The 18,179-nt window shown below is 62.9% G+C and carries 20 protein-coding genes and 1 pseudogene; 12 read left to right on the top strand and 9 right to left on the bottom strand.

The window, feature by feature from the left end; genetic code table 11:
• Positions 1–161 precede the first annotated feature (161 nt).
• Positions 162–1,067: a helix-turn-helix domain-containing protein gene (locus YY7_RS65125; protein WP_028165558.1), complete on the top strand. Its 906-nt coding sequence runs from the start codon at positions 162–164 to the stop codon at positions 1,065–1,067.
• Positions 1,068–1,536: 469 nt separating this feature from the next.
• The gene (locus YY7_RS0124540) at positions 1,537–2,628 is read left to right on the top strand and encodes a pyridoxal phosphate-dependent aminotransferase (protein WP_245287378.1); all 1,092 of its coding nucleotides are present in this window, start codon (positions 1,537–1,539) and stop codon (positions 2,626–2,628) included.
• Positions 2,629–2,760: 132 nt separating this feature from the next.
• Here the strand turns inward: YY7_RS0124540 and YY7_RS0124535 are convergent, their stop codons facing one another.
• Both YY7_RS0124535 and YY7_RS0124530 read right to left on the bottom strand, forming a co-directional pair.
• Positions 2,761–4,671, bottom strand: coding sequence for a potassium transporter Kup (locus YY7_RS0124535; protein WP_035690748.1), 1,911 nt, complete (start codon positions 4,669–4,671; stop codon positions 2,761–2,763).
• Between the two features lie 118 nt (positions 4,672–4,789).
• Positions 4,790–5,050, bottom strand: a complete 261-nt coding sequence (locus tag YY7_RS0124530; RefSeq protein WP_028165555.1) for a hypothetical protein — start codon at positions 5,048–5,050, stop codon at positions 4,790–4,792.
• A 215-nt stretch (positions 5,051–5,265) separates the two neighbouring features.
• On the opposite strand from YY7_RS0124530, the gene coaD reads away from it, so the two are divergent.
• The 5 genes from coaD (at position 5,266) to queA (ending at position 8,450) form a co-directional block, all read left to right on the top strand.
• A complete protein-coding gene (gene coaD, locus YY7_RS0124525; RefSeq protein ID WP_028165554.1) occupies positions 5,266–5,763 on the top strand; it encodes a pantetheine-phosphate adenylyltransferase in 498 nt (165 codons plus the stop codon).
• Positions 5,764–5,801: 38 nt separating this feature from the next.
• On the top strand, positions 5,802–6,365 hold the full coding sequence (locus YY7_RS0124520) for a peptidylprolyl isomerase (RefSeq protein ID WP_028165553.1): 564 nt from the start codon (positions 5,802–5,804) through the stop codon (positions 6,363–6,365).
• Positions 6,366–6,374: 9 nt separating this feature from the next.
• Positions 6,375–6,809 (top strand): hypothetical protein, encoded by a 435-nt coding sequence (locus tag YY7_RS0124515; RefSeq protein WP_028165552.1) that lies wholly within the window; start codon positions 6,375–6,377, stop codon positions 6,807–6,809.
• Entirely contained in the window at positions 6,785–7,252 is a 468-nt protein-coding gene (locus YY7_RS0124510) for a peptidylprolyl isomerase (RefSeq protein WP_028165551.1), read from the top strand. The genes YY7_RS0124515 and YY7_RS0124510 overlap by 25 nt, the downstream gene beginning before the upstream one ends.
• Before the next feature lie 106 nt (positions 7,253–7,358).
• A complete protein-coding gene (gene queA / locus YY7_RS0124505) occupies positions 7,359–8,450 on the top strand; it encodes a tRNA preQ1(34) S-adenosylmethionine ribosyltransferase-isomerase QueA (protein ID WP_028165550.1) in 1,092 nt (363 codons plus the stop codon).
• 184 nt (positions 8,451–8,634) lie between these two features.
• Here queA and YY7_RS0124500 read toward each other — a convergent pair whose 3' ends face one another.
• The 4 genes and pseudogenes from YY7_RS0124500 to YY7_RS52600 form a co-directional block, all read right to left on the bottom strand.
• Entirely contained in the window at positions 8,635–9,258 is a 624-nt protein-coding gene (locus tag YY7_RS0124500) for a PepSY domain-containing protein (RefSeq protein ID WP_063623396.1), read from the bottom strand.
• A gap of 51 nt (positions 9,259–9,309) precedes the next feature.
• A complete protein-coding gene (locus YY7_RS58395; RefSeq protein ID WP_245287377.1) occupies positions 9,310–9,588 on the bottom strand; it encodes a hypothetical protein in 279 nt (92 codons plus the stop codon).
• A 309-nt stretch (positions 9,589–9,897) separates the two neighbouring features.
• Entirely contained in the window at positions 9,898–10,611 is a 714-nt protein-coding gene (locus YY7_RS0124495) for a TetR/AcrR family transcriptional regulator (RefSeq protein WP_035690741.1), read from the bottom strand.
• Between the two features lie 100 nt (positions 10,612–10,711).
• Positions 10,712–11,749 (bottom strand): annotated as a pseudogene (locus tag YY7_RS52600) (aspartate-semialdehyde dehydrogenase).
• A 255-nt stretch (positions 11,750–12,004) separates the two neighbouring features.
• Here YY7_RS52600 and tgt point away from each other — a divergent pair.
• A complete protein-coding gene (gene tgt / locus YY7_RS0124485; protein WP_028165547.1) occupies positions 12,005–13,138 on the top strand; it encodes a tRNA guanosine(34) transglycosylase Tgt in 1,134 nt (377 codons plus the stop codon).
• 3 nt (positions 13,139–13,141) lie between these two features.
• Here tgt and YY7_RS0124480 read toward each other — a convergent pair whose 3' ends face one another.
• Positions 13,142–13,357 (bottom strand): hypothetical protein, encoded by a 216-nt coding sequence (locus YY7_RS0124480; RefSeq protein ID WP_028165546.1) that lies wholly within the window; start codon positions 13,355–13,357, stop codon positions 13,142–13,144.
• A 231-nt stretch (positions 13,358–13,588) separates the two neighbouring features.
• On the opposite strand from YY7_RS0124480, the gene cysK reads away from it, so the two are divergent.
• Together cysK and YY7_RS0124470 are read left to right on the top strand one after the other, a co-directional pair.
• The gene (cysK, locus tag YY7_RS0124475) at positions 13,589–14,566 is read left to right on the top strand and encodes a cysteine synthase A (RefSeq protein WP_028165545.1); all 978 of its coding nucleotides are present in this window, start codon (positions 13,589–13,591) and stop codon (positions 14,564–14,566) included.
• 2 nt (positions 14,567–14,568) lie between these two features.
• Positions 14,569–14,808 (top strand): BrnA antitoxin family protein, encoded by a 240-nt coding sequence (locus tag YY7_RS0124470; protein WP_028165544.1) that lies wholly within the window; start codon positions 14,569–14,571, stop codon positions 14,806–14,808.
• Between the two features lie 72 nt (positions 14,809–14,880).
• On the opposite strand, the gene YY7_RS0124465 is transcribed toward YY7_RS0124470, so the two are convergent.
• Together YY7_RS0124465 and YY7_RS0124460 are read right to left on the bottom strand one after the other, a co-directional pair.
• Complete coding sequence (locus tag YY7_RS0124465; protein WP_028165543.1) at positions 14,881–16,323, bottom strand: caspase family protein; 1,443 nt, start codon at positions 16,321–16,323, stop codon at positions 14,881–14,883.
• A gap of 182 nt (positions 16,324–16,505) precedes the next feature.
• Positions 16,506–17,384, bottom strand: a complete 879-nt coding sequence (locus tag YY7_RS0124460) for a DMT family transporter (RefSeq protein ID WP_028165542.1) — start codon at positions 17,382–17,384, stop codon at positions 16,506–16,508.
• A 163-nt stretch (positions 17,385–17,547) separates the two neighbouring features.
• On the opposite strand from YY7_RS0124460, the gene YY7_RS0124455 reads away from it, so the two are divergent.
• Positions 17,548–17,946: a RidA family protein gene (locus YY7_RS0124455; RefSeq protein WP_028165541.1), complete on the top strand. Its 399-nt coding sequence runs from the start codon at positions 17,548–17,550 to the stop codon at positions 17,944–17,946.
• A 9-nt stretch (positions 17,947–17,955) separates the two neighbouring features.
• Entirely contained in the window at positions 17,956–18,156 is a 201-nt protein-coding gene (locus YY7_RS0124450) for a hypothetical protein (protein WP_028165540.1), read from the top strand.
• Positions 18,157–18,179: the final 23 nt, after the last annotated feature.

The following is an 18,179-nucleotide window of genomic DNA, read 5'->3' as shown; positions in this document are numbered from 1 at the left end:
AAATAGTTTGGTCTTGTTATCTTTAGTATGCGGCCTGAAACGTTCTCCGTTTGAGGACGCTTTTGTTGACCTATGTTTAAGAGCGCTTTTCTACCCATCGAGAACGCTTGATAGAGGCGGCGGCGGTGCACTCAAGCAGCGAATTTCTCACAATCCCAAGTATGGACTACGAGGAGTGGCAATGTACTGTCCTATCGATATGCGGGCGGTACACGCCGAGCATGATCGAGCCCAGCGCCTTTTCGGGTCGAGTGCAGGCCCGAAGTATCTACGGCTTGAGGGCCGTTGACCTCAGTTGCAGCGCCCATCGGTTCGAGCGAACGAACCGGGACGTCCGTGCTGACGCGAAGGATCACTACTACGCGGTGTTTCAGATGAGCGGTCGCTCTGGAATAATTCAGAACGATCAAACCATAGAACTCAGCGTCGGTGATGTCGCACTCGTGGATGCAGCCCGACCCATAGCGTATGTGTCTGAGGAAGAAGGTAACCACTGGGCCTCCGTGCAACTGCCGCGCGGTACCCTCTTGTCTTACCTTGGTTTGGAGCCGCGGTGCCCGCTTCGATCCGGCGAAATCGCTGCCGCACGACAACTCCGTCGACTGCTGCAAGATAGCGCTGAAGACGAGCAATCAATGTCCCATTCGACCAAGGATTATATGCGTCTAGCCCTCTTGGACTTATTGGGCGCGTTATTCGCCCCCTCCGAGCCAGGACATAGTTCAGTTCACACGGAGAGGCTGTTTGGACATATCTGCGACATCATTAGGGAGCGTTTTGCCGATCCTGATTTTGGCCCCGGCGACGTCGCCCGCGAGGCCCGAATCTCCCTACGCTATGTTCAGAAGCTCTTTACAACGAGAAATTCGACCTGCAGCCGATACATAAACTCGGTCCGCCTCGAGCGTGCGGCATTTCTGTTGAAACGACGATCGTTTCTGAAAACCGGCCAGCCCATTCGCGAGATCGCGTACGCGAGCGGATTCGGCGACTATGCTTATTTCAATCGATCGTTTCGCAGACAGTTCGGACAACATCCGAGTTCTCTCTTGCGAGATCCCAGTTAGCTCGATCCACACGGCAACAATCTGACAAGCGTCTTCAACACGACATTTGGGAGGCTAAGGCGACTGGTCCGATGGCGTCCAACAAGCGACGTGCGGAAATAGAGTCATTGTTTATCTGTCGCGTGATCGGCCTCCCGCTAACCGTCCGAGCGGTGGCAGACTCGCGCTCAGGTCGCTGTTTTGTGTCCAGTAATCTGGCTACCGATGCTACGAGGTTTCAAGCCACTATCAAACGTCATCAGCGATGAAAGCAAATACCTGCGAAATTGCGATTTAGGCGACCGGCAATGTCGCGGCCGTTAAGTTTATAGTCGCTCGATCTGCCGCCGAATATGCCCGGTCTTGAACCCGGAAACGACTTGATCGTCTTACAGTCGTAACCACACTAGGGCGCGTTTGCAATCATCCACTAACCGCCGCGTCATAGTGTTGCGCACTGTTCAGTCGAACATCGCATAGGATCATGGTCTTGAACCGCCGCAATCATCCTTTCCCCATCGGGCTCGCGCTGGGCGGACCAGCGAGGCTCATCAGGGTCAGTGCCGAAGGCGCAACACAGCCGGCTCGCACACGACTGTCGCTCAATGAAAACCCGTTCGGTCCCTCGCCGCTGGCTCTTGCGGTGGTTCGCGACGAGCTTAGCGAACTCTGCCGCTACGGTCGGGAACTCGGTGACATCCTTACGCAAAGGATCGCCGCGCGCGAAGGTTTATCAATGGACGAGGTTATGATCGGGGATATCCTTGAGCCACTCGGATTTCGTCTCGCTCAGGACGGCCCAAGCGGAGGAGAGTTCATCTACTCTGAGCCGGGTTACACCGCGCTGGTGGATGCAGTGCTCCCCAGCGGCGGCGTCGTGATCGGTGTGCCGCTCAATCATGAGCTCGAGAATGATCTTCCAGCCATCGCCTCCAAGGTGAACGAGCGGACTCGGGCAATCTATCTGGTTAACCCTCATAACCCTTCCGGCACGGTCAGTGATACCGTGAACTTTATCGCTTTTGTTCGCGAGATGTCGAAACGAACGCTTGTCATTGTCGACGAAGCCTATCTGGAATTCGATTCCGATTTCGAAAAGCGAACGGCTATGGGCCTCGTCCGAGACGGCGAGAACGTGGTCGTGTTCCGAACTTTCGACAAGATCTTCGGATTGGCCGGTCTTGGGGTCGGTTATGGCATCGCGGCCAAAGCGCTTGCCACTTCGCTCAAGAACGCCGGGGTGGGATCCGCGGACGCAGTAGATCGCCTTTCGCTTGCGGCAGCATTAGCGAGCCTCCAGGACTCCAGCTATGTGGCGACAACGCGCGCAAAGGTCGCCGCCGAGCGGGGCAAATGGCATGAGCTGCTGAGCAGCATGAGGCTCCGGCATTCAGAGTCCCGGGGAAATTTCGTCTTCTTTGAGACCGGACATCCACACCACGAAATCGCTGCCGCAATGCGCGCTAAAGGCATCGAGGTCGGCCGCGCTTTCCCGCCACTTGACGATTGGGTCCGGATTTCGATCGGCCTGCCGCACGAGAATGCGATGGCCCGGGCCGTCATCGCCGAGCTGTTGCGGTAAGGATCCTCGGCGAGGCCTCACGGACTCGCGTAGCATGTCACCTCAAAGCTGACATCGGCATTCAGTACGAGTCAATCGAGTAGCTGTGATTGCAGGCAATGGCTTTGCGATTGCGGCCTGCTGCCCAGCCAGTCAGATCTCGATTTCCGTCCCGAACTCCACCACCTGTCCGGTCGGCACGCCGAAGAACGCCGCGGTGCGTTCGGCGTTGCGTTGCAGGAATGCGAAGATTGATTCCCGCCAAACCCACATGCCCGGAACGTCCTCGCGCGGGATGATGGTCTCGCGGCCGATATAGTAGGTGACATCGGAAAGATCGATGCCGGGCAGCTTGCCCTGTCGGCAGGCGAGTTGCAGGCCCTCATAGATGGTCGGGTATTGCATGAAGCCGTAGTGCAGGATCACCCGCGTGATGCCCGGGATGATGTCGATGATCTCGGCGCGGTCGTCCTCGGAAATGCGCGGGGATTCCTCGATCTGCACGGTGACCAAAAGAACGCGTTCGTGCAGGACGTGGTTGTGCTTGACGAATTGCGTCAGTGCGAGCGGCACGCCGCTCGGCGCGGCTGCGAGGAACACGGCAGTGCCCGGCAGCCTGGCGCGGCACTTGGTGATCGCGGTCTCGATCAAATCCTCTTCCGGCTGGCGCAGTCTTGCGCGGGCGCGCTCGACCAGTTTTACACCGCCGCGCCAGGTGAGCATCAGGAACGCGATCAAGCCTGCAAGCAGCAGCGGAAACCAGCCGCCTTCGTGCAGCTTGGTCGAGTTGGCCGCGAAGAAGATGAGGTCGATGACAAGGAAGAAACCGTTGACGGCGAGCACGATCAGCGGCGAGTAGCCCCACTGGATCGCAACCAGCGCCGCCAGCAGCGTGGTGATCGCCATCAGCAAGGACACCGCGATGCCATAGGCGCCGGCGAGGGCGTCCGAAGTGCCAAAGCCCAGTACCGCGCCAAGCGTCGCGGCGGCGAGCAGCCAGTTCACCAGCGGCACATAGATCTGACCGATCGCGTCGCTGGTGGTGTGGAGGATGTGCATCCGCGGCAGGAAGCCGAGCTGGATCGATTGCTGGGTCAGCGAGAACACGCCCGAGATGATCGCTTGGGAGGCGATCACGGTGGCGATCGCGGAGAAAGCGACCAGCGGGTAGTGCAGCCAGTCGGGCGAGAGCTGGAAGAACGGATGGTCCAGCGCGCCCGGATCGGTGATCAACAGCGCGGCCTGCCCGAAATAATTGAGCACCAGCGCGGGCAGGCAGACGGCGAACCAGGCGAGCCGGATCGGAAACCGCCCAAAGTGCCCCATGTCGGCGTACATCGCCTCACCGCCCGTGACCGCGAGAAAAGCTGCGCCGAGGATGGCGAAGCTGATGTGGAAATTCTGGTGGATCAGGAAATTGAAGGCATAGAACGGGCTGAGTGCCGCGAGCACCGCCGGCGCCTGGACGATGCCGTGGATGCCGAGCGCCGCGAGAACAAGGAACCAGCCTAGCATGACCGGTCCGAAAATCCGGCCGATGAAGCCGGTGCCCTGCTTCTGCATCGCGAACAGGCCAACCAGAATTACGATGGTGATCGGCACCACCGCCGGCGCCAGCGATGGCGCGTCCACCTTTAATCCCTCGATCGCGCTCAAGACCGAGATCGCCGGGGTGATTGCGCCGTCGCCGTAGAGCAGGGCGGCGCCGATGAGGCCGACGACCAGAAGCTGCGCACGCCAGGTGCCCGGCTGGGCATGGCGCGCGTGCAGCAGCGCCAATATCGCCACGATCCCGCCTTCGCCGCGGTTGTCCGCGCGCAGGATCAGGAGCGCGTATTTGATCGAGATGATCAGGATCAGCGCCCACAGGATCAGCGATACCACGCCCAGGACGGCGTTCGGCGCGATCGTGCCGCCATGGGCGGCCGCCCTGGCAGCCTCCTTCAATGCATACAGGGGACTGGTCCCGATATCGCCATAAACGACGCCAAGCGCGCCGATGGTTGTTGCAAGAGGAAGGGGGCTCGGCGGATGGCCTGAGGCGATGGCGGGCGTGCTTGACATCAGCGAGACCCCCGATTGCACCGCGCCGACCGGATCATCCTCAAGGGCGCGACCAAACGGCAGTCTGCGACGAGACGTCGCAAATTACCACTATGTTCCTACGGAGGGGGGGCCGGGGTTACGGCGTGCGATCGGCGGTGACGAGGCGGGCTTCGCGAACGCCGCTCTGGGTGCCGGCGTTCCGGAGGCAGGAAGCGTCAAAGTTCGGCCAGTTCTGCTGCGCACAGTGATCGTTGCCCGCGGGGCGGATGTCCAGCCGGTCAGCCTTGGCAAGAGCGCGGGGCACGCTGGCCTCGACCTGGGGCGCAAAGCCGGGAAGAACGGTGAGAGCGGCGGCAATGAAGGCGGCAACGGCGACGGCGGAAAGTGCCTTGATCATGACGGTTCCCTGTCAGTGGGCCTTGGTGGCCCGTCGTTTCGTTGGCGGGAGTGATAGAGGCCGCCCGTTTCCCGCTGTCTTCGCCGGGGGCGAAAATGATTTCGTTGCCTCGGGATTTTGTTTCGTCCGCGCCAGATGGATGAAACATTGGGGTTCAGGGCCGCCTTGGAACCCGGCTGGCTTGCCGGCCAGCCCCGGGCAGGCTAGAGGGGGATATGCCTCGCACCGCGCTTTATCCCGGCTCGTTTGACCCGGTCACCAACGGCCATCTCGACGTGGTCAAGCACGCCGTCGTCCTCTGCGACCGCCTGATCGTCGCCATCGGCGTCCATCCGGGGAAGAAGCCGCTGTTTTCGGTCGAGGAGCGCCTGGTGATGCTGCAGGAGGTATTCGGCCCCGTCGCCGCCAAAGCCGGCTGCGGCTTCGATTGCATCACATTCGATGACCTGGTCGTCACCGCGGCGCAACGCGCCGGTGCTACGATTCTGATCCGGGGCCTGCGGGACGGCACCGACCTGGACTACGAGATGCAGATGGCCGGCATGAACGAAGCCATGGCGCCCGAGGTGCATACCGTTTTCCTGCCGGCCTCGCCGACCGTCCGGCCGATTACGGCGACCCTGGTGCGCCAGATCGCCGGCATGGGCGGCGATGTCTCCAACTTCGTGCCCAAAGCCGTTGCCGCCCGCCTCAAGGCCAAATTCGCCAGCTAGCTCTCGCGCTCTTCTCAGACATCCGTTCCGGAGTTTTCATGATCCGAATCCTCGCCGTTCTCGCCGCGCTCCTCTGTGTGGCTCCCGCGGTCGCGCAGCCCTTGCCGGCCAATCTGGACAAGGCCAATGCGATCGTGATCGACACCAACAAGGGCCGCATTGTCGTCAAGCTCAGGACGGACATCGCGCCGCAGCATGCCGAGCGCATCAAGCAGCTCGCGCGCGAGGGCTATTACAACAACGTGCCGTTCCACCGCGTGATCGACGGCTTCATGGCGCAGACCGGCGACGGCCAGAAATTCGACGGCACCGGCGGCTCGAAATACCCGAACCTGAAGCAGGAATTCTCGAATGTGCCCTTCAAGCGCGGCATCGTCGGCATGGCTCGGCGCGGCGACAGCGTCGACAGCGCCAACTCGCAGTTCTTCATCATGTTCGCGGATGGCCCGAGCCTGAACAACCAATACACCGTAATCGGCGAAGTGGTGTCCGGCATGGACGTGGTCGACAAGTTGAAGAAGGCTCCCGCAGGCTCCCCGAGCGGCGCGGTGACCGATCCCGACAAGATGGTGAAGGTGCAAGTCGCATCCGACATCAAGTGAGTTCAGGCGATGCTGCGCAGCAAACCATTTCTCTGGTTTGCAGCGCCGCTGATGCTGCTTGCCTGCGCGGCGCGGGCGCAGCCGGCGCCCGAAAAGCTTGATACGCTCAAGGATCTTTTCATAAAGCTGCACAGTTGCTTCAGGCCACCGCCGCTGTCGCAAGCCAACCCGATCGACATCACCGTGATCGTCAGCTTCAACCGCCAGGGCGCAATCCTCGGCCGTCCCAGGATCACCTATGAGACGGCAGAGGCCAGCGAGAATGACCGGTTGCAATACCGCATCGCCGTGATGCAGGCCTTGGAACGCTGCACGCCGTTGCCATTTACCGATGCACTGGGCGGAGCGGTTGCCGGCCGGCCGATGGCGATCCCTTTCCGAACCCGCAAACGTCAACCCGAAGCTAAAGAGAGGCGAGCATGGCTGCCACCGAAAATACTTTGATCCTCGAGACCACCCAGGGTCCCGTCACCATCGAGATGCGCCCTGATCTCGCGCCGAACCACGTCGCCCGCATCAAGGAATTGGTGCGCGAGGGCTTCTACGACGGCATCGTGTTCCACCGCGTGATCGAGGGCTTCATGGCCCAGACCGGTTGCCCCCATGGCACCGGCACGGGCGGCTCCGGAAAGAAGCTGAAGGCAGAGTTCAACAAGGAGCCGCATGTCCGCGGCACCGCCTCGATGGCGCGCGCCGCCAACCCGGATTCCGGCGACAGCCAGTTCTTCATCTGCTTCGACGACGCCGCCTTCCTCAACGGCCAGTACACGGTCTGGGGCAAGGTCACCGAGGGCATGGAGAACGTCGACAAGATCAAGCGCGGCGAGCCGGTGCAGAACCCGGACAAGATCGTCAAGGCAAGGATGGCTGCCGACGCGACAGCCTGACACTCAATCGTCATACCCGGGCTTGACCCGGGTATCCATCGCTCTTCAGAAGAGTCTTTCCTAGGAGATGGATTGCCGGGTCAAGCCCGGCAATGACGGCTAGAAGATGCGCACCGACCTCTTTGACTTCGACCTCCCGCCTGAACGGATCGCGCTGCGGCCCGCGAGTCCGCGCGACGCCGCGCGGATGCTGGTGGTGCAGGGGGACGGCGTGCTGCGCGACCGCACCGTGGCCGAACTGCCGCAATGGCTCGAGCCGGGCGACCAGCTCGTGGTCAACGACACCAAGGTGATCGCGGCGCAATTGAAGGGCCGCCGCATCGGCCGCGAGACCGAACCGAAGATCGAGGCGACGCTGATCAAGCGGCTCGACGGTTCGCGCTGGCAGGCGCTGGTGAAGCCGGCGAAGAAATTGGCGGAAGGCGACACTGTCCGCTTCGGCAATGAGGGCAAGGTCTGCCTGCTTGGACATCTCGATGCGCAGGTCGAAGCCAAGGGGCAGGAAGGCGAGGTGACGCTGTCATTCTCCTTCCACGGGCCCGCGCTCGACCAGGCCATCGCCGATCTCGGTAGCCCGCCGCTCCCGCCTTACATCGCCTCGAAGCGCACGCCAGACGATCAGGACGCCGCCGACTACCAGACCATGTTCGCGGCCAATGAGGGCGCCGTCGCAGCCCCGACCGCGGGCCTGCATTTCACGCCGGCGCTGGAAGCTGCACTACGTGGCCACGGCGTCGATATTGTCAGACTGACCCTGCATGTCGGGGCAGGGACATTCCTGCCGGTGAAGGTGGACGACACCTCCGAGCACAGGATGCATTCCGAATGGGGCTGCGTCTCCGCAGAGACCGCCGCCGCGCTGAACGCGGCGCGCGCCAAAGGCGGGCGCATCGTCGCAGTGGGCACCACCTCGCTGCGGCTGCTCGAAAGCGCGGCGAGGGAGGATGGCACGATCCAGCCATTCACCGGCGACACCGCGATCTTCATCACGCCCGGCCACCGCTTTCGCGCAGTCGATATCCTGCTGACCAATTTCCATCTGCCGCGCTCGACCCTGTTCATGCTGGTGTCGGCCTTCTCCGGCCTCGAGACGATGAAGCAGGCCTATGCGCATGCCATCGCTGCGGGCTATCGCTTCTATTCGTATGGCGATGCGTGTCTGCTGTTTCGCGCGCACGAGGGACGCGAGTTTCTGTAGGGTGCTACGCGCTCGCGCTGCCAGTTGATGTGCCCTCGCCCCTTGTGGGAGAGGGCTGCTCCGCTGCTGCTATTTGACTCATTCGGGTGAGGGGTTGCCTCCGCGGGCACGGTCGCCCGTGGAGACAACCCCTCATCCGGCGCTTCGCGCCACCTTCTCCCGCAAGGGGAGAAGGGAATGAGCGTCAACGGCTCTTGCGGCGGGGCGGTTCGAGGATCACCTGCTTCAGATCCAGTCCGCTGACGATGATGACCACGAAGCTCAGCTTGCCGCGTTCGCGTGTCAGGCCTCCGCTGATCGCCTTGCCCGAGGCGGCCCGTTCCGCCACGCGCACCGCATCCGACAACTGCTGGTCAACACCCGACAGCGAAGCGATGTTGGTGCGGTCCTCCGCATTGAGTTCTTTCAGGGACGACACCAGCCGATCCGTCGAGATCTCGCCGGTGGCAGCATCGATGGCATGTTCCCAGAGCTGGCCGTCATGAAACGTCCTGACCCGGTACACCGGCGCACCTGACCCCCCATCGAAGCTGACATCGGAGGTCCTCGCGCCGGCGTGCGCCCGCTCGACGATCTCGATGGCCCGGCTGAGCGACACCTGGGCGGTCCGGAACAGCTCAATTTGATGGGCGACCGCCTTGTCGTCAGACTCCGTTGCCTGCTCCTGGCCGGAGGAAGCCTCAGGAGCAGAAGGTGCGGCGACAGTGAAGGAGGGCGCGGATGCGAGCAGCGTCAGCAGACCGATCACGAGCAGGTGCCGTGTCGTTCTGGACTCTGTGCCCGTGGCGAGCGTGCGCGGATTCACCATCGATCCTCCTCCGTGGCGCGAAGCATCTGTTTCGCAGCCATGCGTCTCCCATCATTTGGGACTTCGATCCGGCATTTTTGAGTTCCGAACCGAGATCACATCGCGGCATTTTTCGCTCAACCGCCGCTTATTTGCGTGAAGGCACGAAACAATCTCTTCGGTGTTCGGGATGGAACCGGAGCAGAATCGAAAGACATCGGGCGTGCAGGCCTCGCGCTGTTCCGGCGTTCCCCGATCTTCTGCATCAGCTCGCGCCGCGCATGACAGCGCCGTGATCGCAAGACCGACGGCCATGAGCTGGACGCTTCTTTGCAACAAGGCGGGGGCCAATGAGAGGATCCTTGCTGGTCCGGACGACTATCGCGCGTCGCATTCGTGCGCCGAAAGGACACGGCCGACCCGTGTCCGGGTCGGCCGTCCGAACAGCGCAAGCCAGGCTTGGGGGCCAGGAAGACACAGGTTGCGCCGATCGAAGTCTGCGACGGCGTGAGCACTGGGTGACATCAGGTGCGGCTGACATCGCCGGCTCACTTAATTAAACTGTACTGTATCGTTTAGTTGTCGTCAACAGTGCTCCGACGCCGATAGCCGCCCAAATCGCGGGGCAGCCCGCAGCGCCGGGCATGGCTTATCGAGATGTCAGCGGGACGGGCGGGTCCGTGCGCCGGATTTCTGCGGCCGACCGCCAGATCCGCCGATGCCGGTCATCAAAAGCCGCAAGGACGCCCGCAAGCGTTTTTCCTCAGCCTTCCGGTCAATCGGAATGCCGTTGGTCGCCTGCCGGAAGGTGTGGCCGACGGTGATGTTGATATAGACCTCGGCGGCGGTCGTCGTGTCCTCGATCTGGACCGCTCGCTCGGCGACCAGGCGATCAAACAGACGGGTCATCGTCGAAACGGCTTTCAGGTAGCCTTCTTCCTCCGCGAGCCTTGCGAGCTCGGGGAAATTGGTTGCCTGCGCCGCCACGATGCGGCTCAGAGCCCCCGGCTCGGGCCCACTGATCAAATCGAGCATCTGCCGCGCGAGGTCGAGGAGAACTTGCTCGACGGAAACGCCGGAAACATCGCTGCACTGCATTTCCGCCGCTGTCGAGAGCGGAGAGAGCCAGCGCGCAATCTCGCGCCGCAGCACGGCCTCGAACAGGCTGCGCTTGTCGCGATAGCGGGCGTAGACGGTGGGCTTGCTGACCCGCGCCGTTTCAGCGACGGCGTCGATCGACGTCGCCTCGAAGCCGCGCTCCAGAAAAAGCCGGGTAGCAACCTCGATCAGCCGCAGGTCGCGCTGGATGGCGGCGCTTTTTGTCGGGCGGCCGCCGCGGGATTTCGCAGCGCTCTGCCGTGCCGCCCGTGCCATTAACCTCGTCAGTGGTTCCGTCCTCTCGGCGCTACTGTACCTCAGCTCTATATCGCGCCTCCGTGCAGCCGTCATCGCCAATCTGCCGGCGGCACCGGCCTCATGCCATCACGCGCTCGGGCAACAGCTCCGCGATCTGGACCGCGTTCAGCGCTGCGCCCTTCAGGAGCTGGTCGGCCGCCACGAAGATCGAGATCGAATGGCCGCTCGGGTCGCTCAGATCCTTGCGGATGCGGCCAACCAGCACGTCGTCCTGGCCGGAGGCATCGATCGGCATCGGGAAGTAATTTGCGGCGCGATCGTCCACGATCCGCACGCCGGGCGCGGCGGCAAGCAGCGCGCGCACCTGGTCCTCGCTGATCGGCTTCTCGCATTCGAAGGTGATGGCCTCGCAATGCGCGCGCAGCACAGGGACGCGGACGCAGGTGACGCCGACTGCGATGCGGTCGTCCTCGAAGATCTTGCGGGTCTCCTTGATGACCTTGGTTTCCTCGTCGTTGTAGCCGGTTTCGGGATCGACGGCGGTGTTGTGGTTGAACAGGTTGAATGCGTAAGGATGCGGCATCACCTTCGGCGTATAGACCTGACCGTTCAGATTGGCGCGGGTCGATTCCACCAGCTCCTCCATGGCTGCGGCGCCGGCGCCGCTCGCGGCTTGATAGGTCGAGATGATCACGCGCTTGATCCGGTTCTTCTGATGGATCGGCCACAGCGGCACGAGCGCGGTGATCGCCGCGCAGTTCGGGACGGCGATGATGCCCTTGTGCTAGCGGATGCGGGACGCGTTGATCTCCGGGATCACCAGCGGCACGTTCGGGTCCATGCGGAAGGCTGAGGAGTTGTCGACGACAACGGCGCCGGCCTTCACCGCAAGCGGTGCGAACTTCTTCGAGACGCCGCTGCCGGCCGAGAACAGGGCGATGTCGACGCCCTCGAAGGAGCGCTCGTTGAGCTCCTCGATGACGACCTTTTGGCCGCGGAAGTCGATGGCCTTGCCCGCCGAACGGCTGCTCGCCAGCGGCTTCAGCTTGCGCACGGGGAAGCCGCGCCGGTCCATGGTGGCGATGAACTCGGCACCGACGGCGCCGGTCACGCCGGCAATCGCAACTACGGGATCGTTCTTCACGGAAGTCTCCATCAGATTTGGGCAATAAAAAAAGCCCCGGACCTTCATCAGGCGGGGCTTCGGTTTGAGATGATGCGGTCGGTCCGACTACACGCGCACGCCTCCCAAGGCCCCGGAGAGCTGTTTGGTCGTGGTGGTGCGTTTGGTCGCGGTCATCATGGTGTTGGAACTTATGCGGGAGAGTTTTTGCGCCGTCAACGGCTTTGCGGCAGAAAAACGACGTCGGCGCGGTTGAACGAGCCACGCTGGCGCGCCATAAGCGGCCGCATGAGCCTTCCCAATCATTTCGAGTTGCTCACAATTGACGGCAATGCCCGTACTGGCCGGCTGACCACGCCGCATGGCGTGGTGCGCACGCCGGCATTCATGCCGGTCGGCACGGCCGGCGCGATGAAGGGCATGCACTGGCGCGAGGTGCGCGACGCCGGCGCCGACATCGTGCTCGGCAACACCTATCATTTGATGCTGCGGCCGGGTGCCGAGCGCATCGCAGCCCTCGGCGGGCTGCAGACGTTCACCGGCTGGAACGGGCCGATGCTGACGGACTCCGGCGGCTTCCAGGTGATGTCGCTGTCGGAGCTGCGCAAGGTCAGCGAGAACGCGGTGACCTTCCGCTCGCATATCGATGGCGCCAAGGTCGAGCTGTCGCCGGAGCGCTCGATCGAGGTGCAGCGATTGCTCGGCTCTGACATCGCGATGCAGATGGATGAATGTGTGCGATTGCCGGCGGAGCGCGACGATATCGAGCGCGCGATGCGGTTGTCGCTGCGCTGGGCCGAGCGCAGCAAGCGCGCGTTCGAGACTGCACCCGCCGGCTACATGCTGTTCGGCATCGTGCAGGGCGGTGATGTGCCGGAGCTGCGCCGGCAGAGCGCCGAGGCGCTGGTCGAGATCGGCTTTCACGGTTACGCGATCGGCGGGCTCGCGGTCGGCGAGCCGCAGGCCGTGATGCTGGCGATGATCGAGGAGACTGCGCCGGCGCTGTCAGCGGATCGTCCGCGCTATCTGATGGGCGTCGGCACGCCCGAGGACATCCTCGAAGCGGTGGCGCGCGGCATCGACATGTTCGACTGCGTGATGCCGACGCGGAACGGACGTCATGGCGTGGCGTTCACCCGGTTCGGGCCGGTGAACCTGCGCAACGCACGACACGCCGACGATCCGCGTCCGCTGGACGAAGAGAGCGCTTGGTCTTCCGCGCGCAGCTATTCGCGCGCCTATCTGCATCACCTCGTGAAATCGGGTGAGACGCTCGGTGCTATGCTGCTATCGGAAATCAACATCGCCTATTACCAGCAGCTCATGCAGGACATACGCGCCGCGATCGCGGGCGGAAGTTTTGAGGACTTCCAAAACCAAACACGCGCCGATTGGGCGCGTGGTGACATCGCCGCCAGATAGGGCTTAGTTGCAGACGAAGCGCTTGACCGCGTGCTTGGTCACGAAACCGTAACCGCAGGTGTCGCAGGTCCAGAGATAGCTGATGATGCTGTCGTACAGATAGGCAGACGCTTCCGCAGCTATCATGGTGTCTGCGCACACCGGGCAGGTCGGCAGATCGCAGCCGCGCGGATTCGGACGAACCGCAATGGTCGACGGGATTTCAGCGATTGCTGTCATCGTGACCTCCTGGCGATCTGTGGGGAGCTTAACTTAGCGGTAACTTATACACCGATTTATTTGACGTTGTCGCAACACAAATGCGTTGGTTTATCGCTATTTAGAAACATTTCGCTATTGCGATGCAGCGATCTGTTAATCGATCGTTTCCCTTCTTGCGCTGCGGTGGGCCCTGTTCCTAACTAACGAGAACCGCGATTTTCGCGGCACATTTTGCATAGGAGCCCTGTGATGGATGCGCCTTCAACTACGCGTGCAGTGCAACGGCCGGGACGAGGGCTGGTCTATGACTCCATTGTGGACGCGATCGGCAACACGCCGATCGTCCGCCTGCGCCGGTTGCCGCAGGCGCATGGCGCGCACGCGACGATCCTCGCCAAACTGGAATATTTCAATCCGACGGCGAGCGTGAAGGATCGCATCGGCGCGGCGATGATCATCGCGATGGAGAAGGCCGGCATCATCAATGCCAACACCGTGCTGATCGAGCCGACCTCGGGCAATACAGGCATCGCGCTGGCGTTCGTCGCGGCCTCGCGCGGCTATCGGCTGAAACTGGTGATGCCGGAATCGATGTCGATCGAGCGCCGCAAGATGCTGGCGTTCCTTGGCGCCGAGCTCGTGCTGACGCCGGCAGCGCAGGGCATGAAAGGCTCGATCGCGGCCGCCGAAGAGCTGGTGCGCACGACGCCGAATGCGGTGATGCCGCAGCAGTTCAAGAACCTCGCCAATCCGGAGATCCATCGCCGCACCACCGCCGAGGAGATCTGGAACGATACCGGCGGGAACATCGACTACTTCGTTGCGGGAGTCGGCACCGGCGGCACCATCACCGGCGTCGGGCAGGTGTTGAAGCCGCGCAAGCCCTCGCTGCGCATCGTCGCTGTCGAGCCCGAGGAAAGCCCGGTGCTGTCAGGCGGCCAGCATTCGCCGCACAAGATCCAGGGTATCGGCGCCGGTTTCATTCCTGATATCCTCGATCGTTCCGTGATCGACGAGATCGTCAAGGTCAACAGCACCACCGCGATCGAGATGTCGCGCGCGCTGGCGCGCAACGAAGGCATTCCCGGCGGCATCTCTTCCGGGGCGGCAATCGCCGCGGCGCTTGAGATCGGCAAGCGGCCCGAGGCGGCCGGCAAGACCATCCTGGCCGTGGTGCCGTCGTTCGCCGAGCGCTATCTGTCGACGGCGCTGTTTGAGGGGATCTAGCAATGGCCGATCAACCGAGGCGACCGCGCACGCTGAACGACGCCCGCAGCGAGGCGGAAGCGGCGTTCAAGCGCGCCACCACGAAGGTGGCCGAAGCGCCGCCCAAGAAGAATGCCGCTCCCGGCGTGCGCGAGCAAGTTACGCTGCGCATCGACCAGGACGTGCTGGAGTGGTTCCAGGAGGGCGGCCCGGGCTGGCAGGACCGCATCAACGAGGCGCTGCGCAAGGCGGCGGGGAAGTAGCTCCGACGAGGAGCCTCCAGAAACTGAAAAGCCCGGCGTGAGCCGGGCTTTTCGTTGAACGTTTCAAGGGCGTTAGCGACGGAACGCGCCGCCCAGCATGCCACCCACGACGCCGCCGACGAAGGCGGCTCCCGGATCGATGCCACCGCCGTGATGGCGGGAGGGAGGGGGAGCGCTGCCGCCACCACCTCCGCCGCCACCGCTGCTGGCGCGACGGCGCGGACGCTCTTCATCGCTCGAGCTCGTCGACGTGGTCGCCACGACCTCGGTCAGCAGCGCCTTGTGCTGCAGCCTATTGAGGTAGCCGCTCTTCGGATAGCCGCGCGCGGCCTGCCAGCGCGTGATCACGGCGCGGGTGGGCTCGTCGAATTTGCCGGTGGCCTTGACGTCGAAGCCGAGCCCATTGAGGCGGCGCTGCACGTCGCGGCGCTGGCCCTTGTCGAGGCCGATCTGGTCCTCGGTGACCTGGCTTGCTTCCTCGGTGAAGGTCGCAGGATCGATGCCGGCGGTAAGGTTACGCGTCTGCGTGCTCGGAGCCGCGGCGCTCTCAAGCGCGGCGATGCGGGCGAGCGCGAGCGAACGGAACTGCCCGTTCGGGTAGCTCGAGAGATAGGCGTTGAGCTCTTCCGTTTTGTTGGAGTCCTTGATCGAACGCCAGAACTCGAGCTCGACGTCCGAGCTCGGCGCGGCCGCAACCGCGGTCGATGCCGCAGGCGTGCCCGCCGCGGTGGCCGGGTTGTTCGCTGGCGCGCCGTTGAGATAGACCGAGCCGATCAGGTTGGTGTGGCCCCAGGGCAACTGGCCCTTGCTGGTCTCCTCGTTGACCTGGGCGCGGACCTTGGTCATCGCCTGCTGGATCTCGACGCCGGGCTGGGTGATGTTGGCGATCAGCGCGCGCGTGAACGGGCTGTTGGTGCCTTCCTGGCCGTCGAGCGCGGTCTGGCCCGGGCCGGTTGCGAACGCGATCAGCGTGCCTTCGCCGGATTTCATTTCGGCAAGGCCGGTCTGCACGTTGACGCTGCGGGTCGCCGAGTTCGACTTGATCTTGGCGGCGAACGGATTGTCGCGGCAGGCATCGAGGAACACCAGCTTGACCTTGGCGTCGCTCATGGTCTGGTCGAGCGTGAGGTCGATGTTGATGGCAGAGCCCAGCTTGACGTCCATCTCCGACTTGATGTCGGCATCGACGGGCAGAAGATAGTTGGTGCCACTGATCGCGATGCCGTGGCCGGCATAGTAGAACACCGCGATGTCGGCTCCTTGCGCCTTCTTGCCGAAGTCGAGCAGCTTCTCGGTCATCTTGTCGCGGGTGAGGTTGGTGCCCTCGACCACGTCGAATCCGACGTTGCGCAATGCGCTGGCCATCGACTTGGCGTCCATGGTCGGATTGGGCAGCGGCGTCACGTTCTTGTATGCGCCGTTGCCGACGACGAAGGCGACGCGTCTGTCGGCTCGGGCGGCAGTTGCGGTCAGCGCCACGCAGATCAGCGAGGCGAGGAGGGTAAGGGTGCGCATTGAAATCCCCCAGCAGAATCGAAAAGGCTTTGGCTCTATCGCATTGTGTCAGACTACACGATAACACCACCGTTCGCGCAGCATAAAAATACCACTGCGGTCGACGAGAGAATCGCGTTGCCATAAGGCATGCCATGAAACGCGCGGCGGCTACGTGATCTACGTCACAACCGCGTCGATCGTCAGGTCCCTGCGCGGGCGTGAGCCGGCGCGTTCGGTTTCAAGTTCAGGAGATTGCCGGTCAGGATCAGCACCGCGCCGAGCACGGTGAACAGATCGAGCTGCTCCGAATAGATCAGCCAGCCCGCGGTCGCGGTCAGTGGCACACGGAGGAAGTCCATCGGAATCACGACTGTCGCATCCGCGTAGAGCATCGCGCGTGCCATACAGTAGTGCGAGAAAGTGCCGCAGAAGGCGATCAGGACGACCCAAACCCAGACATGCGCTGGCGGCCACGTCCAGACATAGAGCGACGGCAACAGGCCTGCGGCCGACTGCACGACCAGCATCCAGAAGATGATCGCCAGCGTCTGTTCGGTGCGGGTCAGCGATTTCACCATCGCAACCGAGATGCCGAAACCTACGGCAGCCCCAAGCGCGATCAGTTGGCCTGGATTGATCTCGCCCGTGACGGGGCGGACGATGATGATTACGCCGATCAGGCCGAGCACGATCGCTGTGATCTTCCACATCGTCATGCGCTCGCCGAGGAAGGCTGCCGCGAGGATCGCTGTCCAGATCGGCATGGTGAATTCGATCGCCACCACCTGGCCGATCGGGATCAGCGTCAGCGCGAAGAACCAGCCGAGCTGCGCGCCGTAATGGATCAGATTGCGCGCGATGTGCATGTGCACGCGCGCGGTCTTCAGGATCGAAAATCCGCCACTCGCGTGGATCAGCGGATAGAGCATGAAGAAGCCGAGGATCGAGCGCGCTTCCATGAGCTGAAACACGTTCATGTCCCGCATGGCTTCGCGGCCGGCAATCGCGATCACCAGCATCAGCGTGAGCCAGCCCGCCATCCACAGCGCGGCCTTGATCTTGGAAGGGGTGCGGTCCATCGGTGATGCGGAGAAGGAGGGGGACGGGCGGGAACGTCGGTATCGGCGAGGCCCACACGATTTGCAACTCGCAATTCCGAGAAGGCAGCGATGCAGGCCCTCAGCTTTGCCGTGATCGCCCCTTAGGTGCTAAGCATCGTCCCGCTTCTGGGAGGATAAATTCATGCATGTCTTGCAACCGGCCGAATGGTCGAAACCCCGCGGCTTCTCGCACGGCGTCAGCTTCGACGCATCAGGCAAATGGATCGTGCTGGCGGGCCAGACCGGCGGCGATGAGAAGGGCGATTACGCGCCGGACATGGCAGCGCAGGTCGCCACTGCACTGAAGCGGATCATCAAGCTCTTGAGCGAAGCCGGCGCCGGGCCTGAGCACATCGTGCGCCTGACCTGGTATCTGACCAATCGTGCTGAATACGAGGCCGCGGGCGCCGGAATCGGCGCGGCCTGGAAGGAGACGCTGGGGCGCAATTTCCCGCCGTCCACTCTGCTTTATATCGACGGCCTGGTCGATCAACGCGCCAAGGTCGAGATCGAAGTCACCGCCTTCGTTCCCGCGGCATAGGTGGCGCTGATGGCAAACCGTAAGACGTCGGCGGATTTCGTGACCGGCTTCGCCACCGGCTGGCCCGAACATCAGCCCGACATCATGGTGCTGTCGCTGACGACGCACAAAGGCGTGCAGGATTTTGCGTTCAACAAGGAGCAGGCCCTGCTGATCGCCAAGACCATCAAGGACACCGCCGAGCGGCTGGCGAAGCCGAAGACGAGCTGAACGGGTTTCCTGAATTATCGCCC

Source organism: Bradyrhizobium elkanii WSM2783 (genome assembly GCF_000472865.1).
Taxonomy (GTDB): Bacteria; Pseudomonadota; Alphaproteobacteria; order Rhizobiales; family Xanthobacteraceae; genus Bradyrhizobium; species Bradyrhizobium elkanii_A.
Note: the sequence above shows the minus strand (reverse complement) of the source record. Positions and strands in the feature narration are given on the sequence as shown.